This is a genomic window from Streptomyces sp. NPDC045695, assembly GCF_056432025.1.
The window spans coordinates 477278-500789 of the sequence record NZ_JBWKJU010000002.1 but is presented as its reverse complement, the minus strand read 5'-3'; the positions used below and the strand labels follow the sequence as shown (position 1 = coordinate 500789).

General features: G+C 67.3%; 34 protein-coding genes. All 34 read left to right on the top strand.

Translation table 11 applies throughout. The features are described from left to right. The first annotated feature begins 97 nt into the window (after positions 1-97). The 34 genes from AC07DU_RS05455 (at position 98) to truA (ending at position 23496) form a co-directional block, all read left to right on the top strand. The gene (locus tag AC07DU_RS05455) at positions 98-1903 is read left to right on the top strand and encodes a hypothetical protein (protein WP_479109699.1); all 1806 of its coding nucleotides are present in this window, start codon (positions 98-100) and stop codon (positions 1901-1903) included. 111 nt (positions 1904-2014) lie between these two features. Beyond that, positions 2015-4663, top strand: coding sequence for an N-acetylmuramoyl-L-alanine amidase (locus AC07DU_RS05450; protein ID WP_479109697.1), 2649 nt, complete (start codon positions 2015-2017; stop codon positions 4661-4663). Positions 4664-4810: 147 nt separating this feature from the next. Beyond that, the gene (locus AC07DU_RS05445) at positions 4811-5917 is read left to right on the top strand and encodes a hypothetical protein (protein ID WP_479109695.1); all 1107 of its coding nucleotides are present in this window, start codon (positions 4811-4813) and stop codon (positions 5915-5917) included. Between the two features lie 467 nt (positions 5918-6384). Next, complete coding sequence (rpsJ, locus tag AC07DU_RS05440) at positions 6385-6693, top strand: 30S ribosomal protein S10 (protein WP_003948644.1); 309 nt, start codon at positions 6385-6387, stop codon at positions 6691-6693. Positions 6694-6707: 14 nt separating this feature from the next. Next, on the top strand, positions 6708-7352 hold the full coding sequence (rplC, locus tag AC07DU_RS05435) for a 50S ribosomal protein L3 (protein ID WP_007265899.1): 645 nt from the start codon (positions 6708-6710) through the stop codon (positions 7350-7352). Positions 7353-7356: 4 nt separating this feature from the next. Then, a complete protein-coding gene (gene rplD / locus AC07DU_RS05430; protein ID WP_030710344.1) occupies positions 7357-8007 on the top strand; it encodes a 50S ribosomal protein L4 in 651 nt (216 codons plus the stop codon). Further along, the gene (rplW, locus tag AC07DU_RS05425) at positions 8007-8330 is read left to right on the top strand and encodes a 50S ribosomal protein L23 (protein ID WP_007265901.1); all 324 of its coding nucleotides are present in this window, start codon (positions 8007-8009) and stop codon (positions 8328-8330) included. The genes rplD and rplW overlap by 1 nt, the downstream gene beginning before the upstream one ends. 39 nt (positions 8331-8369) lie before the next feature. Next, entirely contained in the window at positions 8370-9206 is an 837-nt protein-coding gene (gene rplB, locus AC07DU_RS05420) for a 50S ribosomal protein L2 (protein WP_008739715.1), read from the top strand. Between the two features lie 12 nt (positions 9207-9218). Then, positions 9219-9500, top strand: coding sequence for a 30S ribosomal protein S19 (gene rpsS, locus AC07DU_RS05415; RefSeq protein ID WP_008739713.1), 282 nt, complete (start codon positions 9219-9221; stop codon positions 9498-9500). 43 nt (positions 9501-9543) lie between these two features. Further along, positions 9544-9891 carry a 50S ribosomal protein L22 gene (rplV, locus tag AC07DU_RS05410; protein WP_136213228.1) on the top strand — a complete coding sequence of 116 codons (348 nt, stop codon included), beginning with the start codon at positions 9544-9546 and terminating at the stop codon, positions 9889-9891. Further along, complete coding sequence (gene rpsC, locus AC07DU_RS05405; protein WP_008739710.1) at positions 9891-10733, top strand: 30S ribosomal protein S3; 843 nt, start codon at positions 9891-9893, stop codon at positions 10731-10733. Before rplV ends, rpsC begins: the two co-directional genes overlap by 1 nt. 5 nt (positions 10734-10738) lie before the next feature. After that, on the top strand, positions 10739-11158 hold the full coding sequence (rplP, locus tag AC07DU_RS05400; protein WP_008739704.1) for a 50S ribosomal protein L16: 420 nt from the start codon (positions 10739-10741) through the stop codon (positions 11156-11158). After that, a complete protein-coding gene (gene rpmC / locus AC07DU_RS05395; RefSeq protein WP_008739703.1) occupies positions 11158-11382 on the top strand; it encodes a 50S ribosomal protein L29 in 225 nt (74 codons plus the stop codon). Before rplP ends, rpmC begins: the two co-directional genes overlap by 1 nt. After that, positions 11382-11663, top strand: a complete 282-nt coding sequence (gene rpsQ / locus AC07DU_RS05390) for a 30S ribosomal protein S17 (protein WP_030008467.1) — start codon at positions 11382-11384, stop codon at positions 11661-11663. The genes rpmC and rpsQ overlap by 1 nt, the downstream gene beginning before the upstream one ends. Positions 11664-11768: 105 nt before the next feature. Next, positions 11769-12137 carry a 50S ribosomal protein L14 gene (gene rplN, locus AC07DU_RS05385; protein ID WP_008739701.1) on the top strand — a complete coding sequence of 123 codons (369 nt, stop codon included), beginning with the start codon at positions 11769-11771 and terminating at the stop codon, positions 12135-12137. 2 nt (positions 12138-12139) lie between these two features. After that, the gene (rplX, locus tag AC07DU_RS05380; protein WP_073912889.1) at positions 12140-12463 is read left to right on the top strand and encodes a 50S ribosomal protein L24; all 324 of its coding nucleotides are present in this window, start codon (positions 12140-12142) and stop codon (positions 12461-12463) included. After that, complete coding sequence (gene rplE / locus AC07DU_RS05375) at positions 12463-13014, top strand: 50S ribosomal protein L5 (RefSeq protein ID WP_030388859.1); 552 nt, start codon at positions 12463-12465, stop codon at positions 13012-13014. Before rplX ends, rplE begins: the two co-directional genes overlap by 1 nt. A 5-nt stretch (positions 13015-13019) precedes the next feature. Continuing rightward, a complete protein-coding gene (locus AC07DU_RS05370) occupies positions 13020-13205 on the top strand; it encodes a type Z 30S ribosomal protein S14 (RefSeq protein ID WP_003956452.1) in 186 nt (61 codons plus the stop codon). Positions 13206-13428: 223 nt separating this feature from the next. Then, positions 13429-13827 carry a 30S ribosomal protein S8 gene (gene rpsH, locus AC07DU_RS05365; protein WP_007265911.1) on the top strand — a complete coding sequence of 133 codons (399 nt, stop codon included), beginning with the start codon at positions 13429-13431 and terminating at the stop codon, positions 13825-13827. 20 nt (positions 13828-13847) lie between these two features. Beyond that, the gene (gene rplF, locus AC07DU_RS05360) at positions 13848-14387 is read left to right on the top strand and encodes a 50S ribosomal protein L6 (protein WP_189733357.1); all 540 of its coding nucleotides are present in this window, start codon (positions 13848-13850) and stop codon (positions 14385-14387) included. 2 nt (positions 14388-14389) lie between these two features. After that, entirely contained in the window at positions 14390-14773 is a 384-nt protein-coding gene (gene rplR, locus AC07DU_RS05355; protein WP_030008471.1) for a 50S ribosomal protein L18, read from the top strand. Between the two features lie 45 nt (positions 14774-14818). After that, entirely contained in the window at positions 14819-15421 is a 603-nt protein-coding gene (gene rpsE, locus AC07DU_RS05350) for a 30S ribosomal protein S5 (RefSeq protein WP_319725421.1), read from the top strand. Further along, positions 15421-15603, top strand: a complete 183-nt coding sequence (rpmD, locus tag AC07DU_RS05345; RefSeq protein WP_053682614.1) for a 50S ribosomal protein L30 — start codon at positions 15421-15423, stop codon at positions 15601-15603. The genes rpsE and rpmD overlap by 1 nt, the downstream gene beginning before the upstream one ends. Before the next feature lies 1 nt (position 15604). Beyond that, complete coding sequence (gene rplO, locus AC07DU_RS05340; RefSeq protein WP_008739693.1) at positions 15605-16060, top strand: 50S ribosomal protein L15; 456 nt, start codon at positions 15605-15607, stop codon at positions 16058-16060. Positions 16061-16247: 187 nt separating this feature from the next. Next, positions 16248-17561, top strand: a complete 1314-nt coding sequence (secY, locus tag AC07DU_RS05335; protein WP_360890991.1) for a preprotein translocase subunit SecY — start codon at positions 16248-16250, stop codon at positions 17559-17561. Further along, on the top strand, positions 17561-18208 hold the full coding sequence (locus AC07DU_RS05330; RefSeq protein WP_361941125.1) for an adenylate kinase: 648 nt from the start codon (positions 17561-17563) through the stop codon (positions 18206-18208). The genes secY and AC07DU_RS05330 overlap by 1 nt, the downstream gene beginning before the upstream one ends. Before the next feature lie 104 nt (positions 18209-18312). Continuing rightward, entirely contained in the window at positions 18313-19164 is an 852-nt protein-coding gene (gene map / locus AC07DU_RS05325; RefSeq protein ID WP_360890998.1) for a type I methionyl aminopeptidase, read from the top strand. A 138-nt stretch (positions 19165-19302) separates the two neighbouring features. Further along, the gene (gene infA / locus AC07DU_RS05320; RefSeq protein WP_003956442.1) at positions 19303-19524 is read left to right on the top strand and encodes a translation initiation factor IF-1; all 222 of its coding nucleotides are present in this window, start codon (positions 19303-19305) and stop codon (positions 19522-19524) included. 74 nt (positions 19525-19598) lie between these two features. Continuing rightward, a complete protein-coding gene (rpmJ, locus tag AC07DU_RS05315) occupies positions 19599-19712 on the top strand; it encodes a 50S ribosomal protein L36 (RefSeq protein ID WP_003956441.1) in 114 nt (37 codons plus the stop codon). A 198-nt stretch (positions 19713-19910) separates the two neighbouring features. Further along, on the top strand, positions 19911-20291 hold the full coding sequence (rpsM, locus tag AC07DU_RS05310; protein WP_007265919.1) for a 30S ribosomal protein S13: 381 nt from the start codon (positions 19911-19913) through the stop codon (positions 20289-20291). A 54-nt stretch (positions 20292-20345) separates the two neighbouring features. Then, positions 20346-20750, top strand: a complete 405-nt coding sequence (gene rpsK, locus AC07DU_RS05305; RefSeq protein WP_003956432.1) for a 30S ribosomal protein S11 — start codon at positions 20346-20348, stop codon at positions 20748-20750. 204 nt (positions 20751-20954) lie between these two features. Next, the gene (locus AC07DU_RS05300; protein ID WP_007265920.1) at positions 20955-21977 is read left to right on the top strand and encodes a DNA-directed RNA polymerase subunit alpha; all 1023 of its coding nucleotides are present in this window, start codon (positions 20955-20957) and stop codon (positions 21975-21977) included. A gap of 103 nt (positions 21978-22080) precedes the next feature. After that, entirely contained in the window at positions 22081-22542 is a 462-nt protein-coding gene (rplQ, locus tag AC07DU_RS05295; protein WP_030154710.1) for a 50S ribosomal protein L17, read from the top strand. 102 nt (positions 22543-22644) lie between these two features. Continuing rightward, positions 22645-23496 carry a tRNA pseudouridine(38-40) synthase TruA gene (gene truA / locus AC07DU_RS05290; protein ID WP_360891002.1) on the top strand — a complete coding sequence of 284 codons (852 nt, stop codon included), beginning with the start codon at positions 22645-22647 and terminating at the stop codon, positions 23494-23496. Positions 23497-23512 lie beyond the last annotated feature (16 nt).

Here is a 23512-nt window from a genome sequence, read left to right as displayed (position 1 = left end):
ATGGCTTCGGTGCAGTTGGTACGGTTGCGGGCACGAAGGCCGTGCGCAGAACCGTTGGTGCGCCCTCGAAATCCGACCAGAACAGGAAGTGCCAGGGGTGCAGTCCGCAACCGAGACCAGGGACGCGGCTGCCGCGTCCGCCCCTGAACGGGCCGGGGAGTCGCCCAGGACACAGCGGCTGCTCGCACGGGCGCAGTCCCTCGTCGGGCGCACGTGGTTCTGGCCGGTGACGCTCGTCACCGGATACCTGACGCAGGTGCTGTTCCGCCTCGTCCTGGTGTGGGGCAACAGCTACCCCTCCGTCCACGCGGACGAGGCCTCGTACCTCGTGCTGGCCCGGGTGCTCGCCGGCCGGTCGACGACGGAGATGCCGGTCGGATCGGTCATCCCCGGCGGCTACCCGCTGCTGATCTCCCCGTCCATGTGGTTCACGGACGACCCGGTCACCGCGTACCAGCTGGTCATGGGCCTCAACACGCTGATCAACGCGCTGGTCTTCCCGCTGGTCTTCATCGCCCTGCGCAGGCTCGACCTGCCCAAGGGCCTCTCGGTCCTGATCGCCATGGCGGCCGCGCTGATGCCGCCGGTGGTCTTCTACTCCGAGTTCGTCATGTCCGACACCCTGCTCCCCGTGGTCCTCCTCGGGTGGCTGATCAACCTGCACGGCTGGCTGAGCGACGGCGAGCCGCGCCGCCGCCTCCAGTACGGCTTGGGGGCGGGCCTGTTGGCCGGCTTCTCCATGGCGGTGCACGACCGCGGTGGCGTGGTCGTCGCCCTCACCGCGCTGGTGCTGGTGGGAGCGCTCGTCTTCAAGTGGGCGCCGCTGCGCACCACGCTCGCCGCGTGGGCCGGGCTCGCCGTCTCTGTGGCCGGCGCCAAACTGCTCGCCATGTGGCTGGAGGCGCAGTTCAAGGACACGCCGCCGAGCTCGGTGGGCACCCAGGTCCTCGACAACCTCGTCGACCCCGACCTGCTGCGCCGCACGATCACCCGCTCGATCGGCCAGCTCTGGTACTTCTCCGTCTCGTCCTGGGGCTTCGGCGCGCTCGCCATCGCGCTGATGGTGTTCGCGGTGTTCAGCCCCCGCTTCACCCGCGCCTCGCGGGTCGTCTCCTTCGTGATGGTCGCCCTGCTGTACGGGATCGCGCTCGCCGCGGCGGCCGGACTGCCGACGGACGCGCGGATCGACAACTGGGTCTACGCCCGCTACCTGGCCCCGCTCGTCCCGGCGTTCTTCCTGGTGGGCGTCGCCGTGCTCTACCGCGCGCGGGCCGGGGCGCTGCTGCGCCTGGTGCTGGGCGCGGTGGTGTTCACCGTGCTGACCGCCGAGTTCGTGATCATCGTGGTCGGCAAGGGCCTCTACAAGCTGGCCATCATTCAGTGGGCCATGCCGGACGCCCTGTTCCTGGCCTCGGAGTGGTCCAAGCTGCACATGTGGCGGACGATGACCGGCGCCCTGCTGGTACTCGGCGCGTGCGTGCTCTTCAAGCTGGCCGGCGGCCGCCGCGTCATCTGGGCCGTGGCGGTGTCGCTGGCCCTGTTCGCGGCGTACGCGACCGCCACGGTCACCTCCAACGTCGCCGAGCCCTACGCGAAGCACCGCAAGCCGCAGGCCGTCGGCTTCACCAAGTCGGCCGGGCTCAAGCCCGGCGAGAGCCTGGTGATGGACTGGGACGTCGACTGGGGCCTGCGGATGGGCCAGTCGTACCAGGTGTTCGAGGGACGGGTCTGGACGAAGGACCTGGAGAACGGCGACAAGCCCCCGGCCAAGGCGGACGCGGCGGTGCTCCAGTTGACCGCCGAGGACGCCAAGCCGGAGGCCACCTGGCCGAACGCCCCCGCGGGCTGGTACGTCGCCAAGGTGAACAAGGCGCAGGGTTGGGTGCTCTGGCGCCACCACTGACCGCGCCCGGGGGGACCCCCGGTGGGCCGGTCGCACACCTGTGCCAGTAACATCCGGCCGATCCGTGGTGTCACCCGGTGAGCTCGCGAAGCAGGGGTTGGGGAAACAAACTTGAGACTAGGTCGTGCGCGCGGTACGGCATTGGCCGCCGCGCTCGGAGTCGTGGCGGTACTGGGATTCCAGGGAGCCGCCAACGGCTTCGGCTCGGATTCCCCGGATGACAAGGGCCTGCAGCGCTACAGCGCTCCCGGCAAGGCGAGAGGGCCCGTCGAGGGCAAGGTCCACAAGCTCGCGCTGAAGCCGAAGGGGACCGGCAAGACCGTCCTCTCCCAGCAGGACACCAAGCCCTTCGGCCTGCTGGGCGTCTCCTGGACCGACCCGGCCGCCCAGGTGAAGGAAGGGGCCATCGAGGCCCGCACCCGCAACGCCAAGACCGGCAAGTGGTCCGCGTGGGTCACCCTGGAGCAGGCCAAGGCGACCCTCGACGGCAAGCGCCCCGGGCTGCGCGGCGCCACCGAGCCCGTCTGGGTCGGCCTGTCCGACGGGGCCGAGGTCCGGCTGGGCGGCGACACGGCCGCCACCGCGCTCCCCGCCGGCCTGGAGCTGAACCTGGTGGACCCGGGCTCGGCGAGCGCCGCCACCAAGAAGGGCGCCCTGAACGCCGAGCCGGCGGCCTTCGCCGCCCCCGCGGTCGACCCCGCTCCGACGCCCGCCCAGCCCCCGACGGTCCCCGGACCGGCCTCCACGGCGCCCAAGCCCGAGATCGTTTCCCGGGTCGCCTGGGGCGCCGACGAGAGCCTGAACAACGAGGGCCCGGTCTACCTCCCCGGAGCGAAGATCAAGGCGGCCTTCGTCCACCATACGGCGGCCTCCGCGCCGTACGAGTGCAGCGAGTCCGCCGCCATCGTCCGCGGCCTGCACGTCTACCACGTGCAGACCAACGGGTGGCGCGACCTCGGCTACAACTTCCTCGTCGACAAGTGCGGCACGGTCTTCGAGGGCCGTCAGGGCGGCGTCGACCAGCCGGTGATGGGCGCGCACGCCTTCGGCTGGAACTCCGAGTCGACGAGCGTCTCCGTCCTCGGTGACTACACGAGCGCGGGCGCCTCGGCCGCCGCCCTCGACGCCATCTCCCGGGTCGCCGCGTACAAGCTGGGTCAGTACGACGCCGACATGAGCGGCACGACGACGCTGCGCGCGGGCGCCTCGCAGAAGAACTACTTCGGCAAGGACTTCGTCGAAGGACAGTCGTACGAGTTCAAGACGCTCTCGGGCCACCGCGACGGCTTCAACACCCAGTGCCCGGGCGACTCGCTCTACCCGCAGCTGGAAGCCCTGCGCCAGTCCGGCCCCGCGGCCAGGCTGAAGGTCTCCTCGGTGAACGGCGCCCCGGCCCAGCCGGGCTCCTCCTTCCAGACCCCCGGTCCGGTCTCCCTCGGCTGGGAGACCAGCACGGCGAGCACCCTGGTGAGCAAGTTCGAGCTGCTCGTGGACGACAAGGTGGTCGCCACCACCGCGGGCACCGCCCGTACGGCGTCGACGACGCTGGCCCTGGGCAGCCACCAGCTCCAGGTCCGGGCGACCACGACGAACGGCAAGGTGGCCACCAGCCTCCCGGTGACCGTCGTCGCGGAGGTCAAGGACGTCAAGTTCGTCCCGGTCACCCCGAAGCGCCTGATGGACACCCGTGAGGGCCTGGGCGTGCCGCAGGCCAAGGTCGGCGGCGGCAGCTCCGTGACCCTGCCCGTGGCGGGCGTCGGCGGCATCCCCGCCAGCGACGTCACCGCGGTCGTGCTGAACGTGACGGCGACGAACCCGACGGCGTCGAGCTACGTGTCGGTGTACCCGAGCGGGACCATCCGCTCCAGCGCGTCGAACCTGAACTTCTCCGCGGGCCAGACGATCCCGAACCTCGTGGTCGTCCCGGTCGTCGACGGGAAGGTCAGCTTCTACAACAACGCGGGCACCGTCGACCTGATCGCCGACATCACGGGCTACTTCACGTCGAGCGGTACGGGCGCCACGCACACCAACTTCGGCCCCAAGCGCCTGATGGACACCCGTGAGGGCCTGGGCGTGCCGCAGGCCAAGGTCGGCGGCGGCAGCGTCATCACCCTGCCGGTGGCCGGCACCGACGGTATCCCGGAGGCCGGGGTCAAGGCGGTCGTACTGAACGTGACGGCGACCAACCCGACGGCGACCAGCTACGTGTCGGTGTTCCCGAGCGGCACCGCCCGCACGAGCGCGTCGAACCTGAACTTCTCCGCGGGCCAGACGATCCCGAACCTGGTGGTCGTCCCGGTCGTCGACGGGAAGGTCAGCTTCTACAACAACGCGGGCACCGTCGACCTGATCGCCGACATCACCGGCTACTTCTCCGACAGCACCCTCGGCTCGACCCACACCAACATCGGCCCCAAGCGCCTGATGGACACCCGTGAGGGCCTGGGCGTCCCGCAGGCGAAGGTCGGTGGCGGCCAGGTCGTCACCCTGCCGGTGGCGGGCGTCGAGGGGATCCCGGAGGCCGGGGTCAAGGCGGTCGTGCTGAACGTGACGGCGACCAACCCGACGGCGTCGAGCTACGTGTCGGTGTTCCCGAGCGGCACCGCCCGCACGAGCGCGTCGAACCTGAACTTCTCCGCGGGCCAGACGATCCCGAACCTGGTGGTCGTCCCGGTCGTCGACGGGAAGGTCAGCTTCTACAACAACGCGGGCACCGTGGATCTGATCGCGGACATCACGGGCTACTTCAGCAAGTGATCTGACCTGGCATTTCCTTGATCCGAGAGGTCTTGGACCCGAGGGGCTCCGCACCGTAGGGTGCGGAGCCCCTCTGCGTCGCGGAGCGCAGCGCAGCGGGCACGGCACACAGCACACAGCACACACAGCACGTCTCAGGGTGGGGACATGGGCACCGACAGCAACGACGACCCCGGACCGGCCATATCCGACGAGGAGTGGGCCCGGTTTCAGGAACAGGCCGCCACCGCACCGGGCGCGGCGCCGCGGGAGCCCTCGGCCCGGGCGAGGATGGTGACCGAGCGGCTGCGCGCCACGCAGGGCCAGCAGCCGCCGGGCTGGCGCACCGGGCCCGCGTGGCAGGAGCGCAGGGGGCGCAAGCGGCTCAAGGCGGCCCTGGCCGTCGTCGTCATCGCCGGGCTCGCGCTGATCGCCGTACGGCCCGAGCTCGTGATCGACCGGCTCGCCGGGAAGAGCGGGGCCCGGCAGGAGGCCGGGAACGCCGCTCCGCTGCCGGCGGAGCCCGTACGCCCGACCGCGCCGCCGCCGGCGCTGGACCCGGACGAGCCGACCCTGGCGGAGCCCTTCCGCGGATCCCCGGCCCTCCAGTGGGCGGACGGAGCCGCCGGCATCGAGCTGCCGCAGGCCACGGCCGTGGGCGGGATGTCCCAGGAGCGGGTCGCGGACGCGCTGGCGAAGACCAGGGAGTTCCTGATCGCCTCCAACCTCGACCCGGCGACCCTGCGCGGCGAGCGGCCCGCTACGGCGCTGGCGATCCTGGACCCCCGCCAGCCGGAGGTCCCGCAGCGGCTGGAGCAGTCCCTGACCGGGCCCACCCGGGAGAACACCCCGGCGAATCTCTTCACCCGCTTCGACCCGGCCGAGGTCAAGCCGGTCGGGGACGTCGTCAAGGTGCGCGGCAGCATGCGTACCGAGGCCGGGGAGCCGGGGGAGCTGCTCGTGGTGGCGGACTACACCTTCGTCCATCCCATGACGAAGGGCGGTACGAGCGTGCAGCGCACCATCGTGCGCCGGCAGGTCACCCTGTCCCTGCTCGACCCGGCGCGCTGGCAGGCCACCCGGGGCAAGCTCCAGCTGCGCGAGTACGTCTCGGAGTGGTCGAACGTGGAGTGCGGGGCGGCCGACGGCTTCCTGCACCCCGTCTTCCCGCTGGACGCGCCGACCGGTCCGGCGCCCACCGGACCCGCCCTCGATCCGTACGACCGCAGCAGGAACCTCGGGGGAGAGGGGTGCGGGACGGTCACCCGGACCTGAGGAAGGAGGACCCCGCCGGGTGAAGGGCGCGGTGCGGTTTGACCACGCAGCGTGGCGGGGTATTCTCTTCGGCCCGATTAGCCAGGTACGTGCCTCGTATGGCAGACTACTCAAGTTGCTCGGCTGAGTGCCGATGCTGCGCGCCTCCCGCCGGGAGGACCGGAAGCGAGTCCCACAGTACTCGTCGTCCTTAATCTGCCTTTCGGGGCAGCAATGGGGGCGGACGTACGGGAATCTTCTGGGAAGTGTCAGCACGGTGCCCACCAGGCACTCGGTGGGTGTTTCTCCCCCGAAACGCGGTCTCAGGGACCGCACCCCCTTGGACGAGGGAATTTCCGTATGGGAATTTTCTGTAGAGGGTGTGCGACACGCCCGACCGCGTGGGTCGGAGGGAAGCGGCGGGATCCGTCCCGCAGCCGACCGAGGGCCAGAGCGTTTCCACATACAGACAGGACTACGGAGTAGCCATGGCGGGACAGAAGATCCGCATCCGGCTCAAGGCCTACGACCACGAGGTCATCGATTCCTCGGCGAAGAAGATCGTCGAGACGGTGACGCGCACTGGTGCGTCGGTCGCGGGCCCGGTGCCGCTGCCCACTGAGAAGAACGTGTACTGCGTCATCAAGTCGCCGCACAAGTACAAGGACTCGCGCGAGCACTTCGAGATGCGCACGCACAAGCGCCTGATCGACATCCTCGACCCGACCCCCAAGACCGTTGACTCGCTGATGCGCCTGGACCTTCCGGCCGGCGTTGACATCGAGATCAAGCTCTGAGAGGCGTCGAGAAGATGGCAAAGCAGATCAAGGGCGTCCTGGGCGAGAAGCTCGGCATGACCCAGGTCTGGGACGAGAACAACCGTGTCGTCCCGGTGACCGTGGTCAAGGCCGGACCCTGCGTCGTTACCCAGGTCCGTACGAACGACATCGACGGCTACGAGTCGGTCCAGATCGCCTTCGGCGAGATCGACCCGCGCAAGGTGAACAAGCCCCTCAAGGGCCACTTCGCCAAGGCCGACGTGACCCCCCGCCGCCACCTGGTGGAGCTCCGCACCTCCGACGCCAGCGAGTACACGCTCGGCCAGGAGATCACTGCTGAGGTGTTCGAGTCCGGCGTCAAGGTTGACGTCACGGGCAACAGCAAGGGCAAGGGCTTCGCCGGTGTCATGAAGCGGCACAACTTCCGGGGCCTCGGCGCCGGTCACGGTGTGCAGCGCAAGCACCGCTCCCCCGGTTCGATCGGTGGCTGCGCCACCCCTGGGCGTGTCTTCAAGGGCATGCGCATGGCTGGTCGTATGGGCAACGAGCGCGTCACCACCCAGAACCTGACCATCCACGCGGTTGACGCGGAGAAGGGTCTGCTCCTCATCAAGGGTGCGGTCCCCGGTCCGAACGGCGGCCTCGTCCTGGTCCGTACCGCGGCCAAGGGGGCTTGAGGTAATGAGCACCATTGACATCCTTTCGCCGGCAGGCGACAAGGCCGGTACCGTCGAGCTCCCCGCGGAGATCTTCGACGCGAAGACCAGCGTTCCGCTGATCCACCAGGTCGTTGTCGCTCAGCTGGCTGCTGCCCGTCAGGGCACGCACAAGACCAAGCGTCGCGGCGAAGTCCGTGGTGGTGGCCGCAAGCCGTACCGCCAGAAGGGCACCGGCCGCGCGCGCCAGGGTTCGACCCGTGCGCCGCAGTTCGTCGGCGGTGGCGTCGTCCACGGCCCGCAGCCGCGTGACTACTCCCAGCGGACCCCGAAGAAGATGAAGGCCGCCGCCCTCCGCGGTGCCCTCTCGGACCGTGCGCGTCACTCCCGCATCCACGTCGTCACCGGCGTGGTCGAGGGTTCCGCCTCCACGAAGGCCGCCAAGACGCTGTTCGGCAAGATCTCGGAGCGCAAGAACCTGCTCCTGGTCGTCGAGCGCGCCGACGAGGCCGCGTGGCTGTCCGCCCGCAACCTGCCCCAGGTCCACATCCTGGAGCCGGGCCAGCTGAACACGTACGACGTGATCGTCTCTGACGACGTGGTCTTCACCCAGGCCGCTTTCGAGTCCTTCGTGTCTGGCCCCAAGGCCGATGAGACCGAAGGGAGCGACGCCTGATGTCTGAGGCGACCGTTACCAGCAAGACCTTCACTGACCCGCGCGACCTGCTGATCAAGCCGGTTGTCTCGGAGAAGAGCTACGCGCTGCTGGACGAGAACAAGTACACGTTCATCGTCGCGCCCGGCGCCAACAAGACCCAGATCAAGCAGGCCGTGGAAGCGGTCTTCTCGGTCAAGGTCACCGGGGTCAACACGATCAACCGTCAGGGTAAGCGCAAGCGCACCAAGACCGGTTTCGGCAAGCGTGCCAACACCAAGCGCGCCATCGTGACCCTTGCCGAGGGCAACCGTATCGACATCTTCGGCGGCCAGGCCTCCTAACGGAGGTCTAGTCGTCCGGAATCGGACGAGGACTGAGAAATGGGTATCCGCAAGTACAAGCCGACGACCCCGGGCCGTCGTGGCTCCAGCGTCGCCGACTTTGTCGAGATCACGCGGTCCACGCCGGAGAAGTCGCTGGTTCGCCCTCTGCACAGCAAGGGCGGCCGTAACAACACCGGCCGGATCACCGTTCGCCACCAGGGTGGTGGACACAAGCGCGCCTACCGCGTGATCGACTTCCGTCGTCACGACAAGGACGGCGTGCCGGCCAAGGTCGCGCACATCGAGTACGACCCCAACCGCACCGCGCGCATCGCGCTGCTGCACTACGCCGACGGCGAGAAGCGCTACATCATCGCGCCGAAGGCACTCAAGCAGGGTGACCGGATTGAGAACGGCCCGACGGCCGACATCAAGCCCGGCAACAACCTCGCGCTCCGCAACATCCCGGTCGGTACCACGATCCACGCGATCGAGCTCCGTCCCGGTGGCGGCGCGAAGTTCGCCCGCTCCGCTGGTGCCTCCGTGCAGCTGCTGGCGAAGGAGGGCACCATGGCCCACCTCCGCATGCCGTCCGGTGAGATCCGTCTCGTCGACGCGCGCTGCCGCGCCACGGTCGGCGAGGTCGGCAACGCCGAGCAGTCGAACATCAACTGGGGCAAGGCCGGCCGCATGCGCTGGAAGGGCGTTCGCCCGTCCGTCCGCGGTGTCGCGATGAACCCGGTTGACCACCCGCACGGTGGTGGTGAGGGCAAGACCAGTGGTGGCCGCCACCCGGTCTCCCCGTGGGGTCAGAAGGAGGGTCGTACTCGCTCGCCGAAGAAGGCTTCGAGCAAGTACATCGTCCGCCGCCGCAAGACGAACAAGAAGCGCTAGGAGCGGGTTTAGATGCCGCGCAGTCTCAAGAAGGGGCCCTTCGTCGACGACCACCTCGTAAAGAAGGTGGACGTCCAGAACGAAGCCGGCACCAAGAACGTCATCAAGACCTGGTCCCGTCGCTCGATGATCATCCCCAGCATGCTGGGTCACACCATCGCGGTGCACAACGGCAAGACCCACGTCCCGGTGTTCGTCACCGAGTCGATGGTCGGCCACAAGCTCGGCGAGTTCTCGCCGACTCGCACCTTCCGCGGCCACGTCAAGGACGACCGGAAGTCGAAGCGCCGCTAAAGGCGGGGTGGTTACGACTATGACTTACACCGAAGGGACAACCATGGAAGCCAGGGCCCAGGCGCGGTACATCCGCGTCACGCCCATGAAGGCCCGCCGAGTGGTGGACCTTATCCGTGGCATGGATGCCACGGAGGCTCAGGCGGTCCTGCGTTTCGCCCCGCAGGCCGCGAGCGTGCCGGTTGGCAAGGTGCTTGACAGCGCCATTGCCAACGCCGCACACAACTACAACCACCCGGACGCTTCTTCGCTGTTCATCAGCGAGGCGTTCGTGGACGAGGGCCCGACCCTGAAGCGGTTCCGTCCGCGTGCGCAGGGCCGTGCCTACCGGATCCGCAAGCGGACCAGCCACATCACCGTGGTCGTCAGCAGCAAGGAAGGTTCCCGGTAATGGGCCAGAAGGTAAACCCGCACGGGTTCCGGCTCGGCATCACCACCGACTTCAAGTCGCGTTGGTACGCCGACAAGCTGTACAAGGACTACGTCAAGGAAGACGTCGCCATCCGTCGGATGATGACGTCCGGCATGGAGCGCGCCGGCATCTCGAAGGTTGAGATCGAGCGCACCCGTGACCGCGTGCGTGTGGACATCCACACCGCTCGTCCGGGCATCGTCATCGGCCGCCGTGGCGCCGAGGCCGACCGCATCCGCGGTGACCTCGAGAAGCTCACGGGCAAGCAGGTCCAGCTGAACATCCTCGAGGTCAAGAACCCCGAGCTTGACGCTCAGCTGGTCGCCCAGGCCGTTGCCGAGCAGCTCTCCTCCCGCGTCTCCTTCCGTCGCGCCATGCGTAAGAGCATGCAGGGCACGATGAAGGCCGGCGCCAAGGGCATCAAGATCCAGTGTGGCGGTCGTCTCGGCGGCGCCGAGATGTCCCGCTCCGAGTTCTACCGCGAGGGTCGTGTGCCGCTGCACACGCTGCGCGCGAACGTGGACTACGGCTTCTTCGAGGCCAAGACCACCTTCGGCCGTATCGGTGTGAAGGTCTGGATCTACAAGGGCGACGTCAAGAACATCGCCGAGGTTCGCGCTGAGAACGCTGCGGCCCGTGCGGGTAACCGCCCGGCCCGTGGCGCGCAGGGCGCAGGCGACCGTCCCGCCGGCCGTGGTGGCCGTGGTGGCGAGCGCGGCGGCCGTGGTGGCCGCAAGCCGCAGCAGGCTGCTGGTGCCGAGGCCCCCAAGGCCGACGCTCCCGCCGCCGCTCCGGCCGAGAGCACCGGAACGGAGGCCTGACCGACATGCTGATCCCTCGTAGGGTCAAGCACCGCAAGCAGCACCACCCCAAGCGCAGTGGTATGGCGAAGGGCGGTACTGAGGTCACGTTCGGCGAGTACGGCATCCAGGCGCTGACCCCGGCGTACGTGACGAACCGCCAGATCGAGGCGGCTCGTATTGCGATGACCCGCCACATCAAGCGTGGCGGCAAGGTCTGGATCAACATCTACCCGGACCGCCCGCTGACGAAGAAGCCTGCTGAGACCCGCATGGGTTCCGGTAAGGGTTCTCCCGAGTGGTGGATCGCCAACGTGCACCCGGGTCGGGTCATGTTCGAGCTGTCCTACCCGAACGAGAAGATTGCTCGTGAGGCGCTCACCCGCGCTGCTCACAAGCTTCCGATGAAGTGCCGGATTGTTCGGCGCGAGGCAGGTGAGTCGTGATGGCGACGGGAACCAAGGCGTCCGAGCTGCGTGAGCTCGGCAACGAGGAGCTCGTTGGCAAGCTGCGCGAGGCCAAGGAGGAGCTGTTCAAGCTCCGCTTCCAGGCGGCCACGGGTCAGCTGGAGAACAACGGCCGGCTCAAGTCCGTCCGTAAGGACATCGCTCGCATCTACACCCTGATGCACGAGCGTGAGCTCGGTATCGAGACGGTGGAGAGCGCCTGATGAGCGAGAACAACGTGACTGAGAAGACCGAGCGCGGCTTCCGCAAGACCCGTGAGGGTCTGGTCGTCAGCGACAAGATGGACAAGACCGTCGTCGTCGCCGTCGAGGACCGCGTCAAGCACGCCCTGTACGGCAAGGTCATCCGCCGTACGAACAAGCTCAAGGCGCACGACGAGCAGAACGCTGCCGGCGTCGGCGACCGCGTCCTCATCATGGAGACGCGTCCGCTGTCGGCGAGCAAGCGCTGGCGCATCGTCGAGATCCTCGAGAAGGCCAAGTAAGCACCTGAGGGGTTTCCCTTAGGTTCGTTCCGCCAGGCTCGGTGGGGGCCCAGCTCCTCGGAGTGAAGCCCCCGCCGGGAACCGGCAGACAAACAGGAGATACACGTGATCCAGCAGGAGTCGCGACTGCGTATCGCCGACAACACTGGTGCAAAGGAGATCCTTTGCATCCGTGTTCTCGGTGGTTCCGGTCGCCGCTACGCGGGCATCGGTGACGTCATCGTCGCCACCGTCAAGGATGCGATCCCCGGTGGCAACGTGAAGAAGGGTGACGTCGTCAAGGCGGTCATCGTTCGCACCGTCAAGGAGCGCCGCCGCCAGGACGGCTCGTACATCCGCTTTGACGAGAACGCCGCCGTCATTCTCAAGAACGACGGCGACCCTCGCGGCACCCGTATCTTCGGCCCGGTGGGCCGTGAGCTGCGCGAGAAGAAGTTCATGAAGATCATCTCGCTCGCGCCGGAGGTGCTGTAAGCATGAAGATCAAGAAGGGCGACCTGGTTCAGGTCATCACCGGTAAGGACAAGGGCAAGCAGGGCAAGGTCATCGTTGCCTTCCCCGCTGAGAACCGCGTCCTCGTCGAGGGTGTCAACCGGGTCAAGAAGCACACCAAGGCCGGCCAGACCGCTGGTGGCTCGCAGACCGGTGGCATTGTGATCACCGAGGCGCCGATCCACGTCAGCAACGTTCAGCTGGTTGTGGAGAAGGACGGCCAGAAGGTCGTTACCCGCGTCGGTTTCCGCTTCGACGACGAGGGCAACAAGATCCGCGTTGCCAAGCGGACGGGTGAGGACATCTGATGGCTACCACTCCGCGTCTCAAGACGAAGTACCGCGAGGACATCGCGGGCAAGCTGCGTGAGGAGTTCTCCTACGAGAACGTCATGCAGATCCCCGGTCTCGTGAAGATCGTGGTCAACATGGGTGTGGGCGACGCCGCCCGCGACTCCAAGCTGATCGACGGCGCCATCAAGGACCTGACGACGATCACCGGTCAGAAGCCGGCCGTCACGAAGGCCCGGAAGTCCATCGCGCAGTTCAAGCTGCGCGAGGGTCAGCCGATCGGCTGCCACGTCACCCTCCGTGGTGACCGCATGTGGGAGTTCCTGGACCGTACGCTGTCGCTCGCGCTGCCGCGTATCCGTGACTTCCGTGGTCTGTCGCCGAAGCAGTTCGACGGCCGTGGCAACTACACCTTCGGTCTCACGGAGCAGGTCATGTTCCACGAGATCGACCAGGACAAGATCGACCGTACCCGGGGTATGGACATCACCGTGGTCACCACGGCGACCAACGACGACGAGGGCCGTGCCCTCCTTCGTCACCTCGGCTTCCCCTTCAAGGAGGCGTAAGCGAGATGGCGAAGAAGGCTCTCATCGCGAAGGCTGCCCGTAAGCCCAAGTTCGGTGTGCGTGCGTACACCCGCTGCCAGCGCTGCGGTCGCCCCCACTCCGTGTACCGCAAGTTCGGCCTGTGCCGCGTCTGCCTTCGTGAGATGGCTCACCGTGGCGAGCTGCCGGGCGTGACCAAGAGCTCCTGGTAATTCCCTTCCGTCCGTAAGGACTTGGGAAGTTCCAGAGACTCTCGGTAAGCATCTGGCCGGTGGGTGCCCTGCTCCGCATGCCGTAGGCTTGTGGGGTTGGGCGTCCGCCGTCCATAACGACTTACTACGCCGTAGGTCCCCGCACCGCACCCGTCCCGCCACTGAGTGGGGAGAGGGATGGCGCATACAGGAAACCCCGGCGAGAGAGGCCGAAGGCCACTTCATGACCATGACTGACCCGATCGCAGACATGCTCACGCGTCTGCGTAACGCTAACTCGGCGTACCACGACACCGTCGTGATGCCGCACAGCAAGATCAAGTCGCACATCGCAGAGATCCTCAAGCAGGAGGGTTTCATCACCGGCTGGAAGGTCGAGGACGCCGAGGTCGGCAAGAACCTCGTCCTCGAGCTGAAGTTCGGGCCGAACCGCGAGCGCTCCATTGCGGGCATCAAGCGGATCTCGAAGCCCGGTCTGCGCGTGTACGCGAAGTCCACCAACCTGCCCAAGGTGCTCGGCGGCCTGGGCGTGGCGATCATCTCCACGTCCCACGGTCTCCTCACCGGCCAGCAGGCAGGCAAGAAGGGCGTAGGTGGGGAAGTCCTCGCCTACGTCTGGTAGTCGGGAACGGAGGAAAAGCAATGTCGCGAATCGGCAAGCTCCCCATCCAGGTTCCCGCCGGTGTGGACGTCACCATCGATGGCAGCACGGTCGCGGTGAAGGGCCCCAAGGGTTCCCTCTCCCACACCGTCAAGGCTCCCATCGCGGTCGTGAAGGGTGAGGACGGCGTTCTGAACGTCACCCGCCCGAACGACGAGCGTCAGAACAAGGCCCTGCACGGCCTGTCCCGCACGCTGGTGGCGAACATGATCACCGGTGTGACCACGGGATACGTCAAGGCTCTCGAGATCAGCGGTGTCGGTTACCGTGTCCTGGCGAAGGGCTCCGACCTGGAGTTCCAGCTGGGTTACAGCCACCCGATCCTGGTGGAGGCGCCCGAGGGCATCTCCTTCAAGGTCGAGTCGCCGACCAAGTTCACGGTCGAGGGCATCGACAAGCAGAAGGTCGGCGAGGTCGCCGCCAACATCCGCAAGCTGCGGAAGCCCGACCCGTACAAGGCCAAGGGTGTCAAGTACGCCGGCGAAGTCATCCGCCGCAAGGTCGGAAAGGCTGGTAAGTAGCCATGGCATACGGTGTGAAGATCGCCAAGGGCGACGCGTACAAGCGCGCTGCCAAGGCTCGCCGCCACATCCGCATCCGCAAGAACGTCTCGGGTACGGCGGAGCGTCCGCGCCTCGTCGTGACGCGTTCCAACCGCAACATCGTTGCTCAGGTCATCGACGACCTCCAGGGTCACACCCTGGCGTCCGCGTCGACCCTGGACGCTTCGATCCGTGGTGGCGAAGGCGACAAGAGCTCGCAGGCCCAGGCTGTCGGCGCGCTCGTCGCCGAGCGTGCCAAGGCTGCGGGTGTCGAGACCGTCGTGTTCGACCGCGGTGGCAACCGATACGCCGGGCGCATTGCCGCTCTGGCTGACGCCGCCCGCGAAGCCGGGCTGAAGTTCTAAGCCCCGGTTCCGGGACTCACGGACGTAACAGAGAGAGGTAATCCAATGGCTGGACCCCAGCGCCGCGGAAGCGGTGCCGGTGGCGGCGAGCGGCGGGACCGGAAGGGTCGCGACGGTGGCCCTGCCGCCGAGAAGACCGCTTACGTTGAGCGCGTTGTCGCGATCAACCGCGTCGCCAAGGTTGTCAAGGGTGGTCGCCGCTTCAGCTTCACCGCGCTGGTCGTGGTGGGCGACGGTGACGGCACGGTAGGTGTCGGTTACGGCAAGGCCAAGGAAGTTCCCGCGGCCATCGCCAAGGGTGTCGAGGAAGCCAAGAAGAACTTCTTCAAGGTTCCGCGCATCCAGGGCACCATCCCTCACCCGATCCAGGGCGAGAAGGCGGCGGGCGTCGTCATGCTGAAGCCGGCTTCCCCGGGTACCGGCGTTATCGCCGGTGGTCCGGTGCGTGCCGTGCTGGAGTGCGCCGGCGTTCACGACATCCTGTCGAAGTCGCTCGGCTCTTCCAACGCGATCAACATCGTGCACGCGACCGTGGCGGCCCTCCAGGGCCTGCAGCGTCCCGAGGAGATCGCGGCTCGCCGTGGTCTGCCCCTCGAGGACGTCGCCCCCGCGGCTCTGCTTCGTGCACGTGCTGGGGCGGGTGCGTAATGGCTCGCCTCAAGATCACGCAGACGAAGTCGTACATCGGCAGCAAGCAGAACCACCGCGACACGCTGCGTTCGCTCGGGCTCAAGCGCCTGAACGACGTGGTCGTCAAGGAGGACCGCCCCGAGTTCCGCGGAATGGTGCAGACCGTCCGCCACCTCGTGACGGTTGAGGAGGTTGACTAACATGGCTGAGAACAGCCCGCTGAAGGCCCACAACCTCCGTCCCGCCCCCGGCGCCAAGACCGCGAAGACCCGTGTCGGTCGTGGTGAGGCGTCGAAGGGTAAGACGGCCGGTCGTGGTACGAAGGGCCAGAAGGCCCGCTACCAGATCCCGCAGCGCTTCGAGGGCGGGCAGATGCCCCTCCACATGCGTCTGCCGAAGCTCAAGGGCTTCAAGAACCCGTTCCGCACCGAGTTCCAGGTCGTCAACCTGGACAAGCTCGGCGCTCTCTACCCCGAGGGTGGAGAAGTCACGGTGGCCGACCTGGTCGCCAAGGGCGCGGTTCGCAAGAACAGCCTCGTCAAGGTCCTGGGCCAGGGCGAGCTCTCCGTGGCGCTGCAGGTTTCGGTTGACGCCGTCTCCGCTTCCGCCAAGGAAAAGATCGCCGCTGCCGGCGGCACTGTCACCGAGCTCGTCTAAGACGGATCAAGTGACTAAATAGCTCGAAACCCGACCGGGGATGCCTCACATATGGGGCATCCCCGGTTGGTCGTTCCAAGGAAGGCACACTCGCCGGTAAGGTGGCGTGCACCTTTGCTTTGTCGTATACGTCGATCCCTCAGACCGTCACCTCTGACGCAGTAGCGCGGGGGTCGCAGGAGGCACCGTGCTCACCGCGTTCGCCCGGGCGTTCAAGACGCCCGACCTGCGCAAGAAGCTGCTTTTCACGCTCGGCATCATCGTGCTGTTCCGGCTCGGGTCCCACATCCCCGTTCCCGGCGTGAGCTACAAGAACGTTCAGATCTGTGTCGACCAGGCAGGCAGCAGCAACGGGCTGTTCGGTCTCGTCAACATGTTCAGCGGCGGTGCGCTGCTGCAGATCACGATCTTCGCGCTCGGCATCATGCCGTACATCACGGCGAGCATCATTCTGCAGCTGCTGACCGTGGTCATCCCGAAGCTGGAGACCCTCAAGAAAGAGGGCCAGTCCGGCACGGCGAAGATCACTCAGTACACGCGCTATCTGACGGTCGCGCTCGCGATCCTGCAGGGCACCGGCCTCGTCGCCACCGCCCGCACCGGCGCCCTGTTCCAGGGTTGCCAGGTCGCCAGCCAGATCGTCCCCGACCGGTCGATCTTCACCACGGTCGTCATGGTGATCACCATGACCGCTGGTACCTGCGTCGTCATGTGGCTCGGTGAGCTCGTCACCGACCGCGGCATCGGCAACGGCATGTCGATCCTCATGTTCATCTCGATCGCCGCCGGCTTCATCGGCGCCATGTGGCAGATCAAGCTCCAGGGCAAGATCGCCGACGGCTGGGTCGAGTTCGGCGTCGTCATCCTGGTCGGCCTCGCGATGGTGTGTCTGGTGGTCTTCGTCGAGCAGGCGCAGCGCCGGATCCCGGTCCAGTACGCGAAGCGCATGATCGGCCGCCGTGCCTACGGTGGTACCTCCACCTACATCCCGCTCAAGGTGAACCAGGCGGGCATCATCCCCGTCATCTTCGCCTCGTCGCTGCTCTACATCCCGGCACTGATCGTCCAGTTCAGCGGCTCGACCGCGGGCTGGGCCACCTGGATCCAGAAGCACTTCGTCAAGGGCGACCACCCGTACTACATCGCGACCTACTTCCTCCTGATCGTCTTCTTCGCGTTCTTCTACGTGGCGATCTCGTTCAACCCCGAGGAAGTTGCAGACAACATGAAGAAGTATGGTGGGTTCATCCCGGGCATCCGCGCCGGTCGGCCCACCGCCGAGTACCTCAGCTACGTACTCAACCGGATCACCTGGCCGGGGTCGCTGTACCTGGGTCTCATCGCTCTTGTGCCGACGATGGCGTTGGCGGGCTTCGGAGCGAACCAGAACTTCCCGTTCGGCGGGACGAGCATCCTGATCATCGTGGGTGTGGGTCTGGAAACCGTGAAGCAGATCGAGAGCCAGCTCCAGCAGCGTAATTACGAAGGGTTCCTCCGCTGATGCGTATCGTCCTCGTCGGACCGCCCGGTGCGGGCAAGGGAACGCAGGCGGCGTTCCTTGCCAAGAACCTGTCGATCCCGCACATCTCCACGGGCGACCTGTTCCGGGCCAACATCAGCCAGGGCACCGAGCTGGGCAAGCAGGCGAAGGCGTACATGGACGCCGGCGACCTGGTCCCCGACGAGGTGACCATCGGCATGGCCAAGGACCGGATGGAGCAGCCCGACGCCGTGGGCGGCTTCCTGCTCGACGGCTTCCCGCGCAACGTCTCGCAGGCCGAGGCGCTCGACGTGATGCTCCAGGCCGAGGGCATGAAGCTCGACGCCGTCCTCGACCTGGAGGTCGAGGAGGACGAGGTCGTCAAGCGGATCGCCGGCCGCCGGATCTGCCGCAACGACTCCGCGCACGTCTTCCACGTGACGTACGCCCCGCCGAAGGCCGAGGGCGTCTGCGACACCTGCGGCGGCGAGCTGTACCAGCGCGGGGACGACTCCGAGGCGACGGTCCGCAACCGGCTGGAGGTCTACCACACGCAGACCGAGCCGATCATCGACTACTACAAGGCCCAGGGTCTGCTGGTGACCATCCCCGCCCTCGGTGAGGTCGCGGACGTCACCAAGCGTGCGATGGACGCCCTGAAGAAGTAGTACCCCCTTGTCGTGCAGGTACGGCCGCGGTGTCCCCAGGGCACCGCGGCCGTACTGTTGAGAAGACTTGCAAGATCCCGGTTCCGAAGGTGGAAGGTTCGTCCATGGTCCAGATCAAGACCCCCGAGCAGATCGCGAAGATGCGCGAGGCGGGGCTGGTCGTCGCCGCGATCCACGCGGCGACCCGTGAGGCGGCCGTGCCGGGCGCCACGACCCGGGATCTGGACATGGTCGCCCGCAAGGTCATCGCGGACGCGGGGGCCAAGTCGAACTTCCTCGGCTACGGCGGCTTCCCCGCGACGATCTGCACCTCGGTGAACGAGGTCGTGGTCCACGGCATCCCGGACGACAAGACGGTCCTCAAGGACGGCGACATCATCTCGATCGACGCCGGCGCGATCGTGGACGGCTGGCACGGCGACGCCGCGTACACGGCCTTCGTGGGCACCGGGCACGCCCCTGAGCTCCTGGAGCTGTCCCGGGTGACCGAGGAGTCCATGTGGGCCGGTATCGCCGCCATGAAGCTCGGCAACCGCCTCGTGGACATCTCCAAGGCCATCGAGACGTACATCAAGCGCCAGCCGCGCCCGTCGACCGGTGAGCACAGCCTCGGGAAGTTCGGGATCATCGAGGACTACGGCGGCCACGGCATCGGGTCCGAGATGCACATGGACCCCCACCTGCTGAACTACGTCTCGCGCAAGCGGGGCAAGGGGATCAAGCTCGTCCCGGGCGTCTGCCTGGCGATCGAGCCGATGGTCTCCCTGGGCACCGCCCAGACGGAGGTCCTGGCGGACGACTGGACGGTCATCACCACGGACGGCACCTGGTCCTCGCACTGGGAGCACTCCATCGCCCTGACCGAGGACGGGCCCATCGTCCTGACCAGCCCTGACTGCGGCAAGGCGAAGCTGGCGGAGTACGGGGTCACCACGGCCCCGGACCCTCTGGCGTAATGATCTACACTCTGGGGCAAACTTTCCGGATTCGTTTTTCTGGGTGCCCTGACGTAGACTGACTCGTCGGCTCTCGTGCACTTCCATGCCTGCATGGCGCACGGGGCCGATCAAGGTAGCCGATTCGAAAGGCGAAGCGTGGCCAAGAAGCAAGGTGCCATCGAAATCGAGGGCACCGTGATCGAGTCCCTCCCGAACGCGATGTTCAAGGTGGAACTCCAGAACGGTCACAAAGTCCTCGCGCACATCAGCGGCAAGATGCGCATGCACTACATCCGCATCCTCCCTGATGACCGGGTCGTCGTGGAGCTGTCTCCGTACGACCTGACGCGTGGCCGGATCGTCTACCGATACAAGTAGATCTTGTCTTCACTCCCGCCTGGGCGTCTTGTCCCGGCGCGGGTGGTGGCACTGACCCGGAGAACCTCACCAACATGAAGGTCAAGCCGAGCGTCAAGAAGATCTGCGACAAGTGCAAGGTGATCCGCCGTCACGGTCGGGTCATGGTCATCTGCGACAACCTGCGCCACAAGCAGCGCCAGGGCTGACGCACGCCGACCGACCTGCCTTCCGCAGTTCTTCGCGCGACGTAAGAAAACGTACATACGCAGAACCCGCCCAGCCCTGAGAGGGGCCGGCGGTACCTCCGGCGGGGGCCGGGGACCCGGACGTACCACCACCCATCAAGGGTGGTCGGCGGTCGGGAGTGGTTCTGCGGAAGACCCCCGAACACACAGGAGCCATTTGTGGCACGCGTTTCCGGTGTTGACATCCCGCGCGAAAAGCGCGTGGAGATCGCACTCACCTACGTCTTCGGTATCGGGCGCACCCGGTCCAAGGAGATCCTCGCCTCCACCGGCGTGAACCCGAACACCCGCGTTCGTGACCTGGCCGAAGAGGACCTCGTCAAGATCCGCGAGTACGTGGACGCCAACCTCCGTACCGAGGGTGACCTCCGCCGCGAGATCCAGGGCGACATCCGTCGCAAGATCGAGATCCAGTGCTACCAGGGCATCCGCCACCGTCGTGGCCTGCCGGTGCACGGTCAGCGCACCAGCACGAACGCTCGTACCCGCAAGGGCCCGCGTCGCGCGATCGCCGGTAAGAAGAAGCCGGGCAAGAAGTAGTCCTGTTCAGCGGTCTTGCGCTGTAGGACCGACCACCTCCCGTAGGAGATTTAGATGCCCCCCAAGGGTCGTCAGGGCGCTGCCAAGAAGGTGCGCCGCAAGGAAAAGAAGAACGTCGCTCACGGGCACGCCCACATCAAGAGCACGTTCAACAACACCATCGTTTCGATCACCGACCCCTCGGGCAACGTGATCTCCTGGGCCTCCGCCGGCCACGTCGGCTTCAAGGGCTCGCGCAAGTCCACCCCCTTCGCCGCGCAGATGGCCGCTGAGTCGGCCGCCCGCCGCGCGCAGGAGCACGGCATGCGCAAGGTCGACGTCTTCGTCAAGGGTCCGGGCTCCGGCCGCGAGACCGCGATCCGCTCCCTCCAGGCCACCGGCCTCGAGGTCGGCTCGATCCAGGACGTCACCCCCACCCCGCACAACGGCTGCCGCCCGCCGAAGCGCCGCCGCGTCTGATCCGTGGCGGCGCCCCTCCCCGCCGTCGCGGGGGTGACCGCGCCGCCGCGCATGCGCAGCGGACGCACCTGTGCGTTCTTGAGTGTCCGGGCGGTACGACCCCTTCGGGGGGCGTGCCGCCCGTACCCTTGCAGTAGCCGTACTCCGGTACGGCATCCCGTCGGGCGTCAAATAGTGGGCGTCCACGAATGAAGGAACACAGACATGCTTATCGCTCAGCGTCCCTCGCTGACCGAAGAGGTCGTCGACGAGTACCGCTCGCGGTTCGTGATCGAGCCGCTGGAGCCGGGCTTCGGCTACACCCTCGGTAACTCCCTGCGCCGTACGCTCCTGTCCTCGATCCCGGGTGCCGCTGTCACCAGCATCCGCGTGGACGGCGTCCTGCACGAGTTCACCACCGTGCCGGGTGTCAAGGAAGACGTCACCGACATCATCCTGAACATCAAGCAGCTGGTCGTCTCCTCGGAGCACGACGAGCCGGTCGTGATGTACCTGCGCAAGCAGGGTCCCGGCCTGGTCACCGCTGCCGACATCGCGCCCCCGGCCGGTGTCGAGGTGCACAACCCGGACCTGGTCCTCGCCACGCTCAACGGCAAGGGCAAGCTGGAGATGGAGCTGACCGTCGAGCGCGGTCGCGGCTACGTCTCCGCCGTCCAGAACAAGCAGCTGGGCCAGGAGATCGGCCGCATCCCGGTCGACTCCATCTACAGCCCGGTCCTCAAGGTCACCTACAAGGTCGAGGCGACCCGAGTCGAGCAGCGCACCGACTTCGACAAGCTGATCGTCGACGTCGAGACCAAGCAGGCCATGCGCCCGCGCGACGCCATGGCGTCCGCCGGTAAGACCCTGGTCGAGCTGTTCGGTCTGGCGCGCGAGCTCAACATCGACGCCGAGGGCATCGACATGGGCCCCTCGCCGACGGACGCGGCCCTGGCCGCCGACCTGGCGCTGCCGATCGAGGAGCTGGAGCTCACCGTTCGGTCGTACAACTGCCTCAAGCGCGAGGGCATCCACTCCGTGGGTGAGCTCGTCGCCCGCTCCGAGGCCGACCTGCTCGACATCCGCAACTTCGGTGCGAAGTCGATCGACGAGGTCAAGGCGAAGCTGGCCGGCATGGGCCTGGCCCTCAAGGACAGCCCGCCCGGATTCGACCCGACCGCCGCCGCCGACGCCTTCGGCGCCGACGACGACGCGGACGCCGGTTTCGTCGAGACCGAGCAGTACTAGAAAGCTTGTGGGGGGCTCGCGCCCCCCACACCCCCTCTCGCGACCGCCTGAGGGAACTGACTCCGGTACCTGACACGGCCGGTGCAGATTTGAAGGAGTAACAATGCCGCGTCCCGCAAAGGGTGCCCGCCTGGGCGGCTCCGCCGCGCACGAGAAGCACCTCCTCGCGAACCTCGCGAAGGCGCTCTTCGAGCACGGCCGCATCACCACCACCGAGGCCAAGGCCCGCCGCCTGCGTCCCTACGCCGAGCGTCTGGTCACCAAGGCCAAGAAGGGCGACATCCACAACCGTCGCCTGGTGCTGCAGACGATCACGGACAAGAGCATCGTGCACACGCTGTTCACCGAGATCGCCCCGCGCTACGAGAACCGCCCCGGTGGTTACACGCGCATCACCAAGATCGGCAACCGTCGTGGCGACAACGCCCCGATGGCCGTGATCGAGCTGGTCGAGGCCCTTACGGTCGCCCAGCAGGCCACCGGTGAGGCCGAGGCCGCCACCAAGCGCGCGGTCAAGGAGGCGGAGGCTGTCGAGACCCCCGCCGAGGAGACCAAGGAGGCCTGATCCCGCTCCGGGATCGAGCTCGCTTGATCGGCTCTGAACGGGCCCGCCCCCTTCCGGGGCGGGCCCGTTCTGCATGTCCGCACGTCTGAGAGGATCTGTCACGTGAGTGACGAGGTGGAGCCCGGGCACGTCCGGGTGCGGCTGGACCTGAGTTACGACGGCAAGGACTTCTCCGGCTGGGCGAAGCAGCGCGTGCTGCGGACCGTGCAGGGCGAGCTGGAATCGGCCCTGCAGACCGTGATGCGGCTGCCCGAGCCCGTCGAGTTGACCGTGGCCGGGCGGACCGACGCCGGGGTGCACGCCCGCGGGCAGGTCGCGCAGTTCGACCTCGCCGAGGAGGTGTGGGCCGAGCACCACGACAAGCTGCTGCGCCGTCTCGCCGGACGGCTGCCGCACGACATCCGGGTCTGGAAGGCCGCCGAGGCCCCCCCGGGCTTCAACGCGCGCTTCTCGGCCGTCTGGCGCCGCTACGCCTACCGCGTCGGCGACCACCAGGGCGGCGTCGACCCGCTGCGCCGCGGGCACGTGCTGTGGCACCAGTGGCCGCTCGACGTGGACGCCATGAACGAGGCCGCCGCCCCGCTGCTGGGGGAGCACGACTTCGCCGCGTACTGCAAGAAGCGCGAGGGCGCCACGACCATCCGTACGCTCCAGCAGCTCAGCTGGGAGCGGGCCGAGGACGGGATCATCACCGCGACCGTCCGCGCCGACGCCTTCTGCCACAACATGGTCCGCTCGCTGGTGGGCGCCCTGCTGCACGTGGGGGACGGGCACCGGCCCACCGACTGGCCCGGCAAGGTGCTGGAGGCCGCCGTACGGGACTCCTCGGTGCACGTGGTCAAGCCGCACGGGCTGACCCTGGAAGAGGTCGGCTACCCGGCCGACGAGCTGCTGGCCGCGCGCAGCAAGGAGGCCCGCAACATGCGGACCCTCCCCGGAGCCGGCTGCTGCTGACGCACGCCTAATCCGT

What these genes read in the sequence shown, in the direction of transcription:
- AC07DU_RS05445 (WP_479109695.1), top strand. Translation starts at nt 4,811, where the DNA reads ATGGGCACCGACAGCAACGACGACCCCGGACCGGCCATATCCGACGAG.
- rpsJ (WP_003948644.1), top strand. Translation starts at nt 6,385, where the DNA reads ATGGCGGGACAGAAGATCCGCATCCGGCTCAAGGCCTACGACCACGAG.
- rplC (WP_007265899.1), top strand. Translation starts at nt 6,708, where the DNA reads ATGGCAAAGCAGATCAAGGGCGTCCTGGGCGAGAAGCTCGGCATGACC.
- rplD (WP_030710344.1), top strand. Translation starts at nt 7,357, where the DNA reads ATGAGCACCATTGACATCCTTTCGCCGGCAGGCGACAAGGCCGGTACC.
- rplW (WP_007265901.1), top strand. Translation starts at nt 8,007, where the DNA reads ATGTCTGAGGCGACCGTTACCAGCAAGACCTTCACTGACCCGCGCGAC.
- rplB (WP_008739715.1), top strand. Translation starts at nt 8,370, where the DNA reads ATGGGTATCCGCAAGTACAAGCCGACGACCCCGGGCCGTCGTGGCTCC.
- rpsS (WP_008739713.1), top strand. Translation starts at nt 9,219, where the DNA reads ATGCCGCGCAGTCTCAAGAAGGGGCCCTTCGTCGACGACCACCTCGTA.
- rplV (WP_136213228.1), top strand. Translation starts at nt 9,544, where the DNA reads ATGGAAGCCAGGGCCCAGGCGCGGTACATCCGCGTCACGCCCATGAAG.
- rpsC (WP_008739710.1), top strand. Translation starts at nt 9,891, where the DNA reads ATGGGCCAGAAGGTAAACCCGCACGGGTTCCGGCTCGGCATCACCACC.
- rplP (WP_008739704.1), top strand. Translation starts at nt 10,739, where the DNA reads ATGCTGATCCCTCGTAGGGTCAAGCACCGCAAGCAGCACCACCCCAAG.
- rpmC (WP_008739703.1), top strand. Translation starts at nt 11,158, where the DNA reads ATGGCGACGGGAACCAAGGCGTCCGAGCTGCGTGAGCTCGGCAACGAG.
- rpsQ (WP_030008467.1), top strand. Translation starts at nt 11,382, where the DNA reads ATGAGCGAGAACAACGTGACTGAGAAGACCGAGCGCGGCTTCCGCAAG.
- rplX (WP_073912889.1), top strand. Translation starts at nt 12,140, where the DNA reads ATGAAGATCAAGAAGGGCGACCTGGTTCAGGTCATCACCGGTAAGGAC.
- rplE (WP_030388859.1), top strand. Translation starts at nt 12,463, where the DNA reads ATGGCTACCACTCCGCGTCTCAAGACGAAGTACCGCGAGGACATCGCG.
- AC07DU_RS05370 (WP_003956452.1), top strand. Translation starts at nt 13,020, where the DNA reads ATGGCGAAGAAGGCTCTCATCGCGAAGGCTGCCCGTAAGCCCAAGTTC.
- rpsH (WP_007265911.1), top strand. Translation starts at nt 13,429, where the DNA reads ATGACCATGACTGACCCGATCGCAGACATGCTCACGCGTCTGCGTAAC.
- rplF (WP_189733357.1), top strand. Translation starts at nt 13,848, where the DNA reads ATGTCGCGAATCGGCAAGCTCCCCATCCAGGTTCCCGCCGGTGTGGAC.
- rplR (WP_030008471.1), top strand. Translation starts at nt 14,390, where the DNA reads ATGGCATACGGTGTGAAGATCGCCAAGGGCGACGCGTACAAGCGCGCT.
- rpsE (WP_319725421.1), top strand. Translation starts at nt 14,819, where the DNA reads ATGGCTGGACCCCAGCGCCGCGGAAGCGGTGCCGGTGGCGGCGAGCGG.
- rpmD (WP_053682614.1), top strand. Translation starts at nt 15,421, where the DNA reads ATGGCTCGCCTCAAGATCACGCAGACGAAGTCGTACATCGGCAGCAAG.
- rplO (WP_008739693.1), top strand. Translation starts at nt 15,605, where the DNA reads ATGGCTGAGAACAGCCCGCTGAAGGCCCACAACCTCCGTCCCGCCCCC.
- AC07DU_RS05330 (WP_361941125.1), top strand. Translation starts at nt 17,561, where the DNA reads ATGCGTATCGTCCTCGTCGGACCGCCCGGTGCGGGCAAGGGAACGCAG.
- map (WP_360890998.1), top strand. Translation starts at nt 18,313, where the DNA reads ATGGTCCAGATCAAGACCCCCGAGCAGATCGCGAAGATGCGCGAGGCG.
- rpmJ (WP_003956441.1), top strand. Translation starts at nt 19,599, where the DNA reads ATGAAGGTCAAGCCGAGCGTCAAGAAGATCTGCGACAAGTGCAAGGTG.
- rpsK (WP_003956432.1), top strand. Translation starts at nt 20,346, where the DNA reads ATGCCCCCCAAGGGTCGTCAGGGCGCTGCCAAGAAGGTGCGCCGCAAG.
- AC07DU_RS05300 (WP_007265920.1), top strand. Translation starts at nt 20,955, where the DNA reads ATGCTTATCGCTCAGCGTCCCTCGCTGACCGAAGAGGTCGTCGACGAG.
- rplQ (WP_030154710.1), top strand. Translation starts at nt 22,081, where the DNA reads ATGCCGCGTCCCGCAAAGGGTGCCCGCCTGGGCGGCTCCGCCGCGCAC.